Origin of the sequence: Kitasatospora sp. NPDC088861, from assembly GCF_044750105.1 — a bacterium.
Taxonomy (GTDB): domain Bacteria; phylum Actinomycetota; class Actinomycetes; order Streptomycetales; family Streptomycetaceae; genus Kitasatospora.
In genome coordinates this window covers 113,806-127,423 of the sequence record NZ_JBIVJF010000011.1, presented here as the reverse complement: position 1 = coordinate 127,423, position 13,618 = coordinate 113,806, and the positions used below count along the sequence as shown (strand labels likewise).

At 72.8% G+C, this 13,618-nt stretch carries 10 protein-coding genes and 1 riboswitch; of the genes, 5 read left to right on the top strand and 5 right to left on the bottom strand.

Annotated features, from left to right (window positions below):
* Nucleotides 1–32 precede the first annotated feature (32 nt).
* A complete protein-coding gene (locus ACIP37_RS20305; protein WP_400808321.1) occupies nt 33–1,838 on the top strand; it encodes an acyclic terpene utilization AtuA family protein in 1,806 nt (601 codons plus the stop codon).
* Nucleotides 1,825–3,306, top strand: a complete 1,482-nt coding sequence (locus ACIP37_RS20300) for a CoA transferase (RefSeq protein WP_363583460.1) — start codon at nt 1,825–1,827, stop codon at nt 3,304–3,306. The genes ACIP37_RS20305 and ACIP37_RS20300 overlap by 14 nt, the downstream gene beginning before the upstream one ends.
* 19 nt (nt 3,307–3,325) lie before the next feature.
* Here the strand turns inward: ACIP37_RS20300 and ACIP37_RS20295 are convergent, their stop codons facing one another.
* Nucleotides 3,326–4,108, bottom strand: coding sequence for a MerR family transcriptional regulator (locus ACIP37_RS20295; protein WP_363583462.1), 783 nt, complete (start codon nt 4,106–4,108; stop codon nt 3,326–3,328).
* 47 nt (nt 4,109–4,155) lie between these two features.
* Nucleotides 4,156–5,364, bottom strand: coding sequence for a serine hydrolase domain-containing protein (locus ACIP37_RS20290; RefSeq protein ID WP_400808318.1), 1,209 nt, complete (start codon nt 5,362–5,364; stop codon nt 4,156–4,158).
* Between the two features lie 400 nt (nt 5,365–5,764).
* On the opposite strand from ACIP37_RS20290, the gene ACIP37_RS20285 reads away from it, so the two are divergent.
* Nucleotides 5,765–6,607 (top strand): LLM class F420-dependent oxidoreductase, encoded by an 843-nt coding sequence (locus tag ACIP37_RS20285; protein ID WP_400808315.1) that lies wholly within the window; start codon nt 5,765–5,767, stop codon nt 6,605–6,607.
* Nucleotides 6,608–6,940: 333 nt separating this feature from the next.
* Here the strand turns inward: ACIP37_RS20285 and ACIP37_RS20280 are convergent, their stop codons facing one another.
* Both ACIP37_RS20280 and ACIP37_RS20275 read right to left on the bottom strand, forming a co-directional pair.
* Nucleotides 6,941–8,146, bottom strand: a complete 1,206-nt coding sequence (locus ACIP37_RS20280) for a S8 family peptidase (RefSeq protein WP_400808313.1) — start codon at nt 8,144–8,146, stop codon at nt 6,941–6,943.
* Between the two features lie 427 nt (nt 8,147–8,573).
* Complete coding sequence (locus tag ACIP37_RS20275; protein ID WP_363583470.1) at nt 8,574–9,287, bottom strand: TNT domain-containing protein; 714 nt, start codon at nt 9,285–9,287, stop codon at nt 8,574–8,576.
* 701 nt (nt 9,288–9,988) lie between these two features.
* Here ACIP37_RS20275 and ACIP37_RS20270 point away from each other — a divergent pair.
* On the top strand, nt 9,989–10,309 hold the full coding sequence (locus tag ACIP37_RS20270) for a hypothetical protein (RefSeq protein ID WP_363630054.1): 321 nt from the start codon (nt 9,989–9,991) through the stop codon (nt 10,307–10,309).
* Between the two features lie 114 nt (nt 10,310–10,423).
* On the opposite strand, the gene ACIP37_RS20265 is transcribed toward ACIP37_RS20270, so the two are convergent.
* The gene (locus ACIP37_RS20265; protein ID WP_363583474.1) at nt 10,424–11,368 is read right to left on the bottom strand and encodes a nitrilase-related carbon-nitrogen hydrolase; all 945 of its coding nucleotides are present in this window, start codon (nt 11,366–11,368) and stop codon (nt 10,424–10,426) included.
* Nucleotides 11,369–11,704: 336 nt separating this feature from the next.
* A riboswitch (cobalamin riboswitch) is annotated at nt 11,705–11,896 on the top strand.
* Nucleotides 11,897–12,112: 216 nt separating this feature from the next.
* On the opposite strand from ACIP37_RS20265, the gene ACIP37_RS20260 reads away from it, so the two are divergent.
* On the top strand, nt 12,113–13,612 hold the full coding sequence (locus ACIP37_RS20260; RefSeq protein WP_400808305.1) for a CoA-acylating methylmalonate-semialdehyde dehydrogenase: 1,500 nt from the start codon (nt 12,113–12,115) through the stop codon (nt 13,610–13,612).
* Nucleotides 13,613–13,618 lie beyond the last annotated feature (6 nt).

The window sequence follows — 13,618 nt, the reverse complement described above, 5'->3', positions numbered from 1 at the left end:
AGGGCTCACCCCATCGAGGGAAGGTGTTGACCATGAGCGGCCGACCCATTCGCATCGCCAACTTCTCCGGCTACCTGGGAGACCGGTACACCGCCATCGACGAGGCCGTGGCCGGTGACCCGGTCGACGTGCTGGTCGGTGACTACCTGGCGGAGATCACCCTCGCCGGCCTGTCGGCGCAGTACCAGGAGGATCCGGCGCGGGGCTACGTCGAGTACTTCCTCGACCAGCTGCGGCCGCACCTGGCCACGCTGGCCCGGCGGCGGGTCAAGGTGGTGACCAACGCGGGCGGTTTCCGGCCCGCCGCCCTGGCCGAGGCCGTGCGCGCGGCGGCCGCCCGGGCGGGCGTCGAGGTTTCGGTGGCCCACATCGAGGGCGACGACCTGCTGCCCCGGCTGCCCGAACTGGCGCGGTCAGGGCACCGGCTGGAGCACCTCGACACCGGCCGGCCGCTGGCGTCGTGGGGCGCGGAGCCCGTGTCTGCCAACGCCTACCTCGGCGGTTGGGGCATCGCGCGGGCGCTGGCCGAGGGCGCGGACATCGTCGTGTGCGGCCGGGTCACGGACGCGTCCCTGGCCCTGGGCCCGGCGGCGTGGTGGCACGGCTGGGACGGCACGGAGTGGGACCGGCTGGCCGGTGCGGTCGTCGCCGGGCACATCATCGAATGCGGCCCGCAGGCCGTCGGCGGCAACTTCTCCGGCTTCACCCGCATCCCGGGCATGCTCACCCCCGGCTTCCCGATCGCCGAGATCGCCGAGGACGGCACCAGCGTGATCACCAAGCACCGGCGGGACGGCGGGGCCGTCACGGTCGACACCGTCACCGCCCAGCTCGTGTACGAGATCCAGGGGCCGCGCTACCTCAACCCCGACGTCACCGTCCACCTGGACGGCGTCCGGCTCCATCCGGCCGGTCCCGACCGGGTCCGGGTGTCCGGGGCGGCGGGTTCGCCTCCGTCGCCGACGACCAAGGTCGCGCTCTTCGCGCCCATCGGCCACACGGTCGTGAACACCGTCTACGTGACCGCGCCCGAGGTCGAGGAGAAGGTGGACCTGCTGCGCGCCCAGATCGGCAGGGACCTGCCCGCGGGCGTGGACGAGCTGGACATCACCAGGATCGGGACCGCGGCCACCGACCCCGAGACGCAGTGGGACGCGACGGTCGCGCTGCGGGTCATGGCCGCCGCCCGCGAGCGCGAGCCGCTGGAGCGCCTCGACCTCGCGGGCCGGCTGGGCAGCCTGTACCTGCAGAGCATCCCGGGTTTCTTCCTGGACGGCCAGGCCGTCCCGCAGACCAGCCCGAAACCCAGGATCGACTACTGGCCCGCCCTGCTGGACATCACCGCCGTGGCCCACCGGGTGGTCCTCGCCGAAGGCCGCACCCTCGACATCGCACCCCCCTCCCGGACGGCGACGGCCCGTCAGCCCGTCCACCCCGAGCCCGAGGAAGCCGTAGAGGAAGCCGTGGAGGCAACCCGGGTGCGCCGCGTGCCGCTGGGCACGGTCACCTACGCCCGCAGCGGCGACAAGGGCGGCAACAGCAACGTGGGGATCTGGGCCCACGACCCCGCCGTGTGGCCGTGGCTGCGCCGGACGCTGACCACGGCGCAGCTGCGGCTGCTGCTGCCGGAGGCGAAGGACCTCGACGTGGTCCGCCACGAGTTCGAGCACCTGCGCGCCGTGCACTTCGTCCTGCGCGGACTGCTGGGAACCGGGGGGTCGTCCAATCTGCGGGTCGACCAGGTCGGCAAGGCGGTCGGCGAATACCTGCGCGCCAAGCACGTCCTGGTCCCCGAAGCACTGCTGACCGGCGCGGAGGGCCCCGATGACGCTCACTGACCAACTCGCCGAAGCGGTCGCCGACCCGCTGACCCACGACGCCTTCGACCCGCACGCCCACCTCGCCCAGGTCCTGGCCGGGATCGGGATGAGCCCCGCCGACACCGGGGGTGCCATCGCCTTCCACGGCGCGGACCCGGTGGTGCCCAGCACCCTGCGCCTCGGGGCCGCCTCCGCCATCGCGCTGGCCGCCAAGTCCGCCGCCATCGCCAAGCTCTGGCGGCTGCGCGGCGGTCCCGGACAGGACATCGCGGTGGACCTGCGGGTCACCCCGCACCGGCTCTGCCCCTTCTACGACCGCAGGTGGGAACTGCTGAACGGCCACCCGCCCACCGCCTCGTCGAACCCCTCCCAGGCCCTGGGATTCCGCTTCTACCGTACGGCGGACGACCGCTGGGTCATGCCCCTCAACCCCTACCCCAAGATCAAGATCGCCGCCCAGCGGCTGCTCGACGTCCCGGACGACCCCGACCGCGTGGCCGCCGCCATCGCCCGCCGCGACGCGCGCGAGCTGGAGGAAGCCGCCGGGGCGGCCGGAGTGGTCCTGCCGATGCTGCGCACCACCGGTGAACTGCTCGCCGAGCGGCACTACCGCGACGTCCTCGCCGACCTTCCCCTGATCGAGATCACCAAGATCGCCGACAGCGAGCCCGAGCCGTTCCCCCACGGCGCCGACCAGCCCCTGTCCGGGATGCGCGCGCTCGGCATGGGCCACGTGATCGCCGGCGCCGGCCTCGGCCGGGCCCTCGCCCTGCACGGCGCCGACGTCCTCAACCTCTGGCGCCCGGACGAGTTCGAACACGACCTCACCTACGCCAGCGCCAACGTCGGCGTACGGTCGGCCACCGTGGACCCCTACCAGGGCGAAGGCGCCCGGCGGATCAGAGAACTGCTCGCCTCGGCCGACGTCTTCTACGCCAACCGCAGGCCGGGATACCTGGAACGGATCGGCCTCACCGCGCAGGAGGCCGCGCACCTGCGCCCCGGCATCGTCCACGCCACCGCCTCGCTCAACGGTGAACGAGGCCCCTGGGCGGAGCGCGTGGGCTTCGACCAGAGCGCCGGAAGCCTGACCGGCATGATGCTGCTGGAAGGCGGCGGCCAACGCCCCGCACTGCCGCCGATCCTCGTGGTCAACGACTACATCGTCTCCTGGCTGATGGCCGCCGGCGTCGTCGAGGCCCTGACCCGCCGGGCCACCCACGGCGGCAGCTACCGGGTCCACGTCTCGCTGACCCGCGCCGCCCTGTGGATCCTCGCCATGGGGGTGTTCGACCACGCCTATGCCCACGAGACCGCCGGACACGGCGAGCAGCACGCCTACCTGCCCCCACGGACCTTCACCGCCGACACCCCGCTGGGCCGCTACCAGGGCGTCACCGACCAGGTGGCCATGTCCCGCACCCCCGGCCGGTACCGCACCGTCCTCGTGCCCCGGGGCTCCTGCCGCCCGCAATGGGAGCGGTGACGCCGCGACCCCGGGCCGGTCAGGGGGAGTCCGGCCCGGGGATGCGGACGCCGGCGGAGCGGAGCTCGGTCTCGACCAGTGCGACCAGCCGGGCCCCGCCCGATCCCTGTTCTTCGCCGTGGTGGGCGATCAGCTGGTACCGGCGCGCGGCTTCGGCGCGGGCTTGGAGGCCGGTCACGATCTTCAGCTGGGCGGGGTTGGCGAGGAAGTGGTCGGCCGCGGCGGTCGCGAGTTCGGCGATGCGCGGGTCGTCCGGCTCCCAGGCCGCGGCTTCGGCGCCGCGCTTGAGCAAGGCGACGAACCGGCTGTCCAGCAGGGCGTGTTCGACATGGGTGAGGTAGTCGTCGAAGCCTTCCGGGACCAGGGCCCTGGCCAGCACCCAGCCCTCCCTGGTGGCCGCCGCCTCGTCCGGGGTGAAGCCGAGGTCGGCCATCCGCTCCAGCAGTGCCACGGCGCGGTCGGGCAGCAGCGCCCGGTCGCCGTCGGCGAGCCGGTGCAGCATGTCGCGCCGAGCGGTCAACTCCTCGATCCGTTCGGTGAGTTGACGTTCGACGTCGGCGAGCTTGGCGGTGAACAGTGCGGCGTCGGCGTCGAGCAGGGGCCCGGTCTCGGCCAGCGGCACCCCGGCGGCGGCCAGCGTCCGGACCTGCACCAGCCGCAACAGGTCGGCCGATCCGTACCGCCGGTATCCGGAGCTGTCGCGTTCCGGCTCCTCGGCCAGGCCGAGCTTGTGGTAGTGCCGCACCGTCTTCACCGTGACGCCGACGAACGCCGCCGCCTGCCCGATCGTGACTCCGTTCATCCACCAATCCTGCCTCGGGTTCGAACTCGGTGGCTACGCGCAGCACATCAGTCCGTCGGCCGGGCCGGATCGGCCTGCCCGCCGCGGAACACCTCGCCGACGAGCCTGTGCATCGCCTGCTGGAACGCCCCGCCGACGGACAGGCCGGCGTCGTCCACGCAGTTCAGCGCGGCGGTCAGGGTCCTGCTGCCGTCGGGCGTGCCGTACATCAGCGCCGCGTGGCCCACGGCGGCGCCGTTGTGGGAGATGACGGTGGCGCCGTCGTCCGTCGTCACCACGAACACGCCCAGGCCGTAGTCCATGTTCGGGATGCCCGTCGGGTGCGGGGTACACATCTCGGCCAGCAGCGGGGGCGGCAGGAGCCTGCCGCCCAGGAGCGCGGAGATGAACGTGTGGAGGTCCCGGGTGGTGGAGATCATGTCGCCGCCGCTGGAGATCCAGGAGGGGTTCTGGCGGGTGATGTCGACCGTCCTCTGCTCGCCGGCGTCCTCGTAGCGGTAGTAGGCGTGGGCGTGCGGCTCGGGGACCTCCGGCGAGGCGCCCGGCACCACGGTGCCCGACAGTCCGAGCGGCCCCAGGACCAGCCGCCGCATCTCCTCGGCGACCGGGCGGCCGGTGACCTTCTCGATCAGCAGCCGGGCCAGCACGTAGTTGGTGTTGGAGTAGCTCCAGCCCGCCCCCGGCTCGAACCGGGCCGGCCTGGACAGCGCCAGCCGCACCAGCTCCTGCGGCCGGTAGGTCTTGAACCGGTTGTCCATCCACTCCCTGCCCGTGGTGCCGTAGGGGATGGGGATGCCCGGCGCGACCGTCCCGTCGGCGTAGACCTCGCCGGTGTGGTTGAACACCCCGCTGGTGTGCTGCAACAGCATCCGCACCGTGATCCGCCCGTCCAGCCCGAACTCGGGCAGGTAGTGCGCCGCGGGGGTGTCCAGCCCGACCTTGCCCTCGGCCACCAGTTGCAGCACCAGGGTCGCGGTGAAGGTCTTGGTGCTGCTGCCGATCCGGACCCGCCCGTCCGTCGGCGGCTTCGCGGCCCCGCCCAGTTCGGCCGCCCCGGCGCTGCCGACCCACGCGCCCCGCTCGTCGTGCACGCGCAGCGACACCCCGGTGAAACCGGAGTCGACGATCTCCTCGATCGCCTTCCGCAGTTCCGGGCGGTCCTGCCCGGCGGCGTCGGGGGCGACGGTCCGCAGGGTGCTCTCGTCCTGGCCGGAAGGGCCGGAAGGGCCGGAAGGGCCGGAAAGGGGGAGTGGCATGGTGGTGTGCTCCTTCACATCGGTGACGCCCGGGTCGGCGTCGTGCCGTTGCGAGGAGCTTGAGCCCTGACCCAAGGTCAACCTCAACGGTGATCTGGCTCACAGGCGAGCGGGGGCAAGCCCCGGCGGGCAGGCACCCTCGCCGCTCGGCAGCCTCCACGCCACCCGCCACCGGGAGGCCGCCACGGACCAGTGGCAGCCCGGCAGTCCTCGATGAGAGAAGTGGCGAGAACCGCGGGTTTCCGCGCGGTGCCCGCCGCCACCGGGGCGGACCGCCGCGCGTCGCCCGTGACGGCGGCCTCCGCTTCGGGTATGACGGGTCCACGGCCGTGAAACGCGCACGCCACCGGTGCGACGTTCCCGGCCGCACACATGCCGGTGTCGAACGAGGCGGGCAGTCATGGAACTCGGAGTGTTCGGAATCAGCGCCAAGGCCACGCACGGGCGGCAGGCGACGGCGCGCCTGGCCGCCCTGGCCGAGGAACTCGGTTACCGGTCGTGGTGGGTGGGCGACCACGTGGCGCTGCCCGACCCGCGCACCCCCGACTCGCCCATGGATGCGGACGAGCCGATCCTCGACCCGCTCGTCCACCTCGCCTATGTCGCTGCCCTCACGCAACGGATCGAACTCGGCACCGGGATCATCATCCTGCCCCAACGCCACCCCGTGGTCCTCGCCAAACAACTCGCCAGCCTCGACGTGCTCAGCGGCGGCCGGCTGCGGGTCGGCGTCGGAGCCGGCTACCTGGAACCGGAACTCGCCGCAGTGGGCGTGCCGTTGGCCGAGCGCGGCGCGCGCACCGACGAGTACCTCGACGCCATGACGGCCCTGTGGACCCAGCCCGCACCCTCCTTCCAGGGCAGGTACGTCGCCTTCGACCACCTCGACGCCCACCCCCGCCCCGTACAGACCGGCGGCCCGCGCATCCTCATCGGCGGACACAGCCCCGCCGCCTACCGCAGGGCCGTCGCCCGAGGCCACGGCTGGTTCGGCGCCGGCGACAGCCCCGACCAGCTCGCCGCCAACCTCGCCGGGCTGCGCAAGGCGGCCGACGAGGTCGAACGCCCCGCCCGGCTGGGCCCCCTCGAACTCAACTACACCGCCATGACGCCCGTCGACACCGAGGCCTACCACCGCTACGCAGCACTCGGCCTCACCCGCCTCGTCGTCTACCCCCTGCCCCTCGGCGACGTCCAGGACGTCGCCGACTTCCTCCGCCGACACGCCCGCCTCCCCCACTGAACGAGCCGAGGGCCGGCCGGCATCAGTCAAGTTCCAGCCCCCATCCGTGAAGCGCCCCGACTGCATTGCGTTCATGGCCACCTGCACGAGCGCAATCCAGCGCAAGCGGATCTGGCCCGATCGTGTCGTATGGGCGAGCGGTGGTCTCACGTGGACGTGGGCCGCGCACCGGGCAACCACCCGGGCCCGGGCCGGGGGTCCGGTCAACGACGGGCCCGCCCTCCGGACGCGGACCATCGAGTCATCGCCGCGGCCCGGGGAGAACGCGGGGTTCGGGCCCGGTCCGGCGGGAACGGCCGGACCGGGCCCGAAGTGCCGTGGTGGCGGGCAGTGTTACAGGCCGTCGGTGAAGAGGAGGAGGTTGGGGGTGTCCTGGTGGACGTTGCTCAGGACGTTCCGGGTGGCGGCGCGTTGGAGGAAGGCGGCGGTCTCGGCGGGGTCGGCGTCGGGGTGTTCGGCGGTGTAGAGGGCGGCGGCGCCGGTGACGTGGGGCGCGGCCATGGAGGTGCCGCTGAGGGTGGTGCTGCCGCCGCCGAGTTTGGCGGATTCGATGGCCTGGCCGGGGGCGTGGAGGGTGACGCAGGGGCCCCAGTTGGAGAAGGTGCTCTCCTGGTCCTGCCGGTTGGTGGCGGCGACGGTGACGACCCGGTCCGCGGAGGCGGGGGAGGCGGTGCAGGCGTCGGCGGCGTCGTTGCCGGCGGAGACGACGGGCAGGACGCCCTTGTCGGAGAGTGCGGTGGTGGCGTCGTTGAGGGCCTGGGAGCGTTCCTCGCCGGCGGAGGCGTTGAGGACGGCGGGGTACTGGGCGTGGTGGGCGACCCAGTCGAGGCCGGCGATCATCTGGGCTTTGTCGCCGTTGCCGGTGCAGTCGACGATGCGTACGGAGACGAGGCGGGCCTGCGGGGCGACGCCGTAGGTGCGGCCGGCGACGGTGCCGGCGACGTGGGTGCCGTGGCCGTGGCAGTCGCGGCCGTTCTGGCCGTCGCCGACGGCGTCGAAGCCGGGTACGGCGCGGCCGTCGAATTCCGGGTGGGTGTAGTCGATGCCGGTGTCGAGGATGTAGGCGGTCGTTCCGGCGCCGTGGCCGTGGGTGGTGAACTGGCCGTCCAGGGGCAGGTTCCGCTGGTCGATGCGGTCCAGGCCCCAGGTGGCGGCCGGTGCCCGGGTGGCGCTCGCACCGTCGTGGGGGGCCGGGACGCGGAGGGTGGTGTTCTCCTCGACGGCTTCGACGGCGGGGCTGGTTCGTACGGCGCGCAGCAGGAGGGGGTCGAGGGTGGCGGCGAAGCCGTTCAGCGTGTCGGTGTAGGTGAACCTGGGGGTGATGCCGAGTGTGCGCAGGACCTGGCCGGGGTCGCGGCCGTGTTTGAGGGTGACGATGTACTGCCCGGGCACGGCACTGGCGGAGTGCGCCACGGCCACGGCGGCGGTGGTGGCGGTGGTGATGGGTGGCTGGGCGGCATACGCGGCGGGCGCAAGGGCCGTGACGGGTGTGAGGGTGAGCAGCAGGGCCGCCGATGCCCGGCGGAGGGACAGGGGCACGGATCGGGCTCCGATCAGTCGGGTCAGTCGGGTTGCCTGCGGGCCCGGCGGACGCAGGGCACCCGGATCATCCCCGGTGTGGCGGTCGCATCCGCGCCGCCCTGCCGGGCGCGGGGAGCGGACAACCCGTACGGGGGTGGGTGCCGGGAGGCCGAGGCGGGGGAACCAGCCCTGCCGGTCGTCCGGTGGCCGGAGCGCGGTGCGACCCATACCGACCTCGCCCAGGCCCTGTCGCCTCGCCGGTCCGCCGCGCTGGCGACTTGACGAGGAGTAACCGGTTCTCGTTGCCCGCTCCGCATTGAAGCCGCAGGTCACAGGCCCGTGCCGACTGCTGCGGCAGCCCCGCCGAGCGCGTAGCAGGGCGTGGCGGGCCGGTTGCCGGTTGCCGGTTGCCGGGCGTGCGCAGCCAGGTCCGGCCGGGTGGGGGTCAGGCGTCGTTCTGGCTCGACAGGCAGAAGGTCTTGTCGGCGGCGTGTTCGGTCAGGTACCCGGCGGTGATGAGGGCGGCGACGTCGTACGTGCCCGGGATGTCGCCCGGCTTCAGGGCCGGGTCGAGCCACTGCTGGAGTCCGTTGCCCGGCTGGGAGAACGCGCCCGCGATGTGCCCCTGCTGGACGTTGAACGGCCTCTGCACCTCGAAGCAGTGGTAGTTGTCCTCGCCCCCGTTGAGGGAGTCCGGCGGAAGGGCGCGCTGGGAGAACAGTGTGCCGCCGGGGGCGAGGAACGAGCCGTAGGCGCTGTTCCCGAAGCGGTCCAGCTTCTGGTGCTCCGTCATGCTCTGTACAGCCATGTCGAGGGTGCCGTCGTTGTCGGTGAAGCCGTTGTGGTCCGGGTACTTCCACCCCCTCCAGTCCCGGTACCAGTCCAGGAAGCGCACCGGCGTCACTCCGCCCAGCCGGTCGTAGCCCGCCAGCAGCTTGGTCAGCACGGAGTCCGTCGGCAGGGTGACCGGGCCGAGTTCCTTCCGGGTGCAGAGGTAGTTCTCGGCGCCGGTATCGCGGACCTTGGGGACGCCCTCGCACTCCGTGATCGGCACCGCCCGGGAGGCGGGGGACTGCGCGGCGGCGGTGCCGGTGGCGGCCAGCCCCGTCAGGGGTAGGGCGATCGCCAGCGAGAGGGCGGCGAGAGTGGGGGTGCGCATGGGCGGGCGGCTCCGTTCGGGGTGCGGGGCGTGGAGGGGTGGGACTGGGCGGGTTGCGGCCGTCGGCTCGTACGGCGGACCGTGTGGCCGCCGGACCCGCGCACAGTTACGCACGGCGATTTGCCTTCGTGCGCGCACAAGATGTCCGACGCCGCTGGTGCCCACCCGTTCGGCCGATGCCGCTGACGGATGCTCGGCTCGCGGGAGCCGGACCCGTCCCGTCCGCTCCCTCGCCCTCATCCAGCCCTCCGCCTTCACCGGGGTAGCGCTTGTCAGACGACCGCACGCGCCTTGGTGTCGGCTGTCACGCTTCGGCACATGCGGAGCCTTTCCGGTGGTGCCGTAGCATCCGGATGGCAAAAACGCACACCTGTCAGCGGGGGAGAGTACTGCACTTGTTCAAGAGATCGACGGCCGTGCCGGCCGGGGCGGGCGCACGGGCGGCCTGCGCGGCCGTGCTGATGGTGTCGGGTGCCCTGGTGCTCGGCTCATGCTCGTCCGTGGGGTCGCCGGGCGGAGGGCGGGAAACGCCGGGCGGAGGACGGGAAACGCCGAGCGAGCCCACACGTGCCGAGTCCCGGGAGGAGGCGCTGGCCCGGACGGATCGGGTCCAGGGCCACGTGCGCGAGCTGACGGGCCTTGAGCGGGATGCGTGGAGCAAGCTCATCGGCTACTACAGGTGCCCGGGGCGGGGATTGGGTGTGGCCGACGAGGGCGAGGCCTACCAGCTCAGCTCGGGGATCCTGCTCAAGGCCACGGACGACCAGCGCCCCGAGGTGCTGCGGGCGCTGCGGGAGAAGCTGGCGGGCGAGGGCTTCAAGATCACCTCGTCGGCGTCCGGTGCGGACGCTCAGTCCACCCCGCCCACCTGGGAGTTCGATGCCGTCCACGAGTCCGACGGCTACACCGTTTCGGCGGGCGCGTCGAAGCCCGGCCAGGGTGTGAGTGTGATGGTCGTCCTGCCCTGCCAGGCCCCGCCGTCCGCCGGTGCGGCTTCGCCCGCTCCGACGGCCACCACCTGAGGTCGGCGCGTCGGTCACGTCAACTACGCTACTGGAAAAGGTAGTTGGCGTCAGTCCCGGCACGTCGACTCGTGGCGGCGGGACGCCCCGGCGTGGGTGCGCCGGGGCGTCCGGTCAGGCGTCGGTGCGGCTCGTCGCGGTCAGCGGGGCGTACAGCTCGGGGCGGCGGGTGCGCAGGAGGCCGAACTCCCGCCAGTCCCGGCACTGGTCGAGGTCGAGGTCGGCGACGAGGACGGCGGGCCGGTCGCGCGGGGCGCGGAGCAGGATCCGGCCGTACGGGTCGGAGATGAACGACGAGCCGTAGAAGGTGGACCGGCCCTCCGTCCCGATCCGGTTGGGCACGATCATGAACAGCGCGTTGGCGAGGCCGTTGGCGCTGATGGCGTGCTCCCACATGGGCCGGGTGTCGAAGTCCGGGAGGTCCACCTCGGAGCCGATGGCCGTGGGGTGGACGAGGACTTCGGCGCCGCCGAGCGCGTAGGCCCGGGCGAGTTCGGGGAACCACTCGTCCCAGCAGGTGGGGAAGCCGAAGGCGGCGCCCTGGTGGGCCAGGACGGGGAACCCGCTGTCGCCGGGGCGGAAGCACAGGTCCTCGCGGTAGCCGGGGAAGGCCGGGATGTGGTTCTTCCGGGTTCTGGCGACGAGGGTGCCGTCGCGGTCCACGCAGACGGCCGTGTTGTAGCCGAGGCCGCCGTCCTCGGCGCGCTCGTACAGGGAGGCGTGGACGCTGATGCCGAGTTCGGCGGCGAGTTCGGCGGCGAGGCGGGTGGTGGGCCCCGTCTCGACGTCCTCCAGGTGGCGGGCGGCGCCCTCCCCCATCGGGTCGTCGGTGTTGCAGAAGTAGGGACTGCGGGTCAGCTCGGGCAGGCACACCATCGTCGCGCCCTGCGCGGCGGCGAGTGCCACGCCCTCGCGCAGCCGGGCGTCGTGCTCGGCCGGGTCGGTGTGCCAGCGCATCTGCACGAGCCCGACGCGCAGCGGTGCGCGTTCGGCGGGCCTGGTGCGGCCGGGGGAGCCGAGCGGGGAGCCGAAGGAGGTGAGGACGGCGTACGAGGTCACGGGCGGACCGTCCTCGTCTGCCGGCGGGACGTCCGGCAGGTGCGGGAGGCGGGGCCTCCGGCGGCCGTGCGGCCGGTGGTGGTGGACGTGGTCATGGGTGTTCCTTCTGTTCTCTGGTGCCGACGCGGCCCTGCGGTATAACTGAAAGTTCAGTCAGCTTTGCTGGCGTGGTGAAGAATCTAGCCATGCCGGAACGTTCCGGCAAGGGGGTGGCCTGCGAATGGTGGGCGGTTACGCGGTTACGCGGTTACGCGGCTGCGCGGTGACCGGCGTCGGGCAGGGCTCGGCGCGGCGGAAACCCGATGGCGCAACGCGCGTGCGGGCCTCTGGACTTACTAGGACGTCCAACTATATGGTCGACGACAGGTCCGCGGTGTCAGGGAAGCCGGTGTGAGTCCGGCACGGTCCCGCCACTGTGACCGGGGAGTTCGTCCTCGCAGATGAAGGCCACTGGCAGCCAGCCGGGAAGGCCTGGGGGCGTGCGGTGATCCGGGAGTCAGGATACCGGCCGCGGGTGTTCCGTGTTTTCCACGAGGATGGAGACGACACGCATGACTCCGGGCTGCTCCCGCTCCACTGCCGCTCCTGGTCGTCCCGTGCCCACGGCCGCCGGGGCGTCCACGCCCTGACGTTCCGTTCCGCCGCCGCACGCCCGTGCCGCGGGGCGCACCACCGTGTGCCCGCCGACCCGCGGCGGCCTCCGATCCTCCTCCTCTCCCCACCCCTGTCGAGAGAAGGAACCCGATGGTCCGAGAACTGACCCACTTCGTCGCCGGCAAGCCCACCGCCGGCACCTCCGGTCGCTTCGGCGACGTGTACGACCCCAACACCGGCCGGGTGCAGGCCCGGGTGCCGCTGGCCAGCCGGGCCGAGGTCGAGGCGGTGATCGCCGACGCCGCGCAGGCCCAGCCCGGGTGGGCCGCGTGGAACCCGCAGCGGCGGGCCCGCGTCCTGCTGCGCTTCCTCCAACTCGTCGAGCAGGAGAAGGACGAGCTGGCCCGGCTGCTGTCCGCCGAGCACGGCAAGACCGTGGCCGATGCCCACGGGGACATCCAGCGCGGCCTGGAGGTCGTGGAGTTCGCCGCCGGCATCCCGCACCTGCTGAAGGGCGAGTTCAGCGACAACGCGGGCACCGGCATCGACGTGTACTCGATGCGCCAGCCGCTCGGCGTGGTCGCGGGCATCACGCCGTTCAACTTCCCGGCGATGATCCCGCTCTGGAAGGCCGCACCCGCCCTCGCCTGCGGCAACGCCTTCGTCCTCAAGCCCTCGGAACGCGACCCCTCGGTGCCGCTGCGCCTCGCCGAACTGCTCCTGGAGGCCGGGCTGCCGCCGGGCGTGCTGAACGTGGTCAACGGCGGCAAGGAGGCCGTGGACACCCTGCTGGAGGACCCGCGGGTGCAGGCGGTCGGGTTCGTCGGCTCCACGCCGATCGCCCAGTACGTGTACGCCACCGCCGCCGCGCACGGGAAGCGGGCGCAGTGCTTCGGCGGTGCCAAGAACCACCTGGTCGTGATGCCGGACGCCGACCTCGACCAGGCCGCGGACGCGCTGATCGGCGCCGGCTACGGCTCGGCCGGCGAGCGCTGCATGGCGATCTCGGTGGCCGTCCCGGTGGGGGAGGAGACCGCCGACGCCCTGGTGGCCAAACTGGTCGAGCGGATCGCCGCGTTGAAGGTCGGGCGCTCGGACGACCCGGCGGCGGACTTCGGCCCGCTGGTCGGCGCCGACGCGCTGGAGCGGGTCCGCGGCTACCTGGACCTCGGGGTCGAGGAGGGCGCCGAACTCGTGGTCGACGGGCGGGACTTCCGGCTGGAGGGGCACGAGGGCGGCTACTTCCTCGGCGCCTCGCTGTTCGACCGCGTGACTCCCGACATGCGGATCTACCGGGAGGAGATCTTCGGCCCCGTCCTGACCGTGCTCCGTGCCGCCGACTACGAGGAGGCGCTGCGCCTGCCCAGCGAGCACGAGTTCGGCAACGGCGTGGCCGTCTACACCCGGGACGGCGACACGGCGCGGGACTTCGCGCGCCGGGTGAACACCGGCATGGTCGGCGTCAACGTGCCGATCCCCGTGCCGGTCGCGTACCACACCTTCGGCGGCTGGAAGCGCTCCGGGTTCGGCGACCTCAACCAGCACGGGCCGGACTCGATCCGCTTCTACACCCGCACCCGCACCGTCACCTCGCGCTGGCCCTCCGGGGTCAAGGAGGGCGCGAGCTTCACCATCCCGACGATGGGCTGAGGGCGC

Coding starts and splice junctions, on each gene's coding strand:
- ACIP37_RS20305 (WP_400808321.1), top strand. CDS start 33: ATGAGCGGCCGACCCATTCGCATCGCCAACTTCTCCGGCTACCTGGGA.
- ACIP37_RS20300 (WP_363583460.1), top strand. CDS start 1,825: ATGACGCTCACTGACCAACTCGCCGAAGCGGTCGCCGACCCGCTGACC.
- ACIP37_RS20295 (WP_363583462.1), bottom strand. CDS start 4,108: ATGAACGGAGTCACGATCGGGCAGGCGGCGGCGTTCGTCGGCGTCACG.
- ACIP37_RS20290 (WP_400808318.1), bottom strand. CDS start 5,364: ATGCCACTCCCCCTTTCCGGCCCTTCCGGCCCTTCCGGCCCTTCCGGC.
- ACIP37_RS20285 (WP_400808315.1), top strand. CDS start 5,765: ATGGAACTCGGAGTGTTCGGAATCAGCGCCAAGGCCACGCACGGGCGG.
- ACIP37_RS20275 (WP_363583470.1), bottom strand. CDS start 9,287: ATGCGCACCCCCACTCTCGCCGCCCTCTCGCTGGCGATCGCCCTACCC.
- ACIP37_RS20260 (WP_400808305.1), top strand. CDS start 12,113: ATGGTCCGAGAACTGACCCACTTCGTCGCCGGCAAGCCCACCGCCGGC.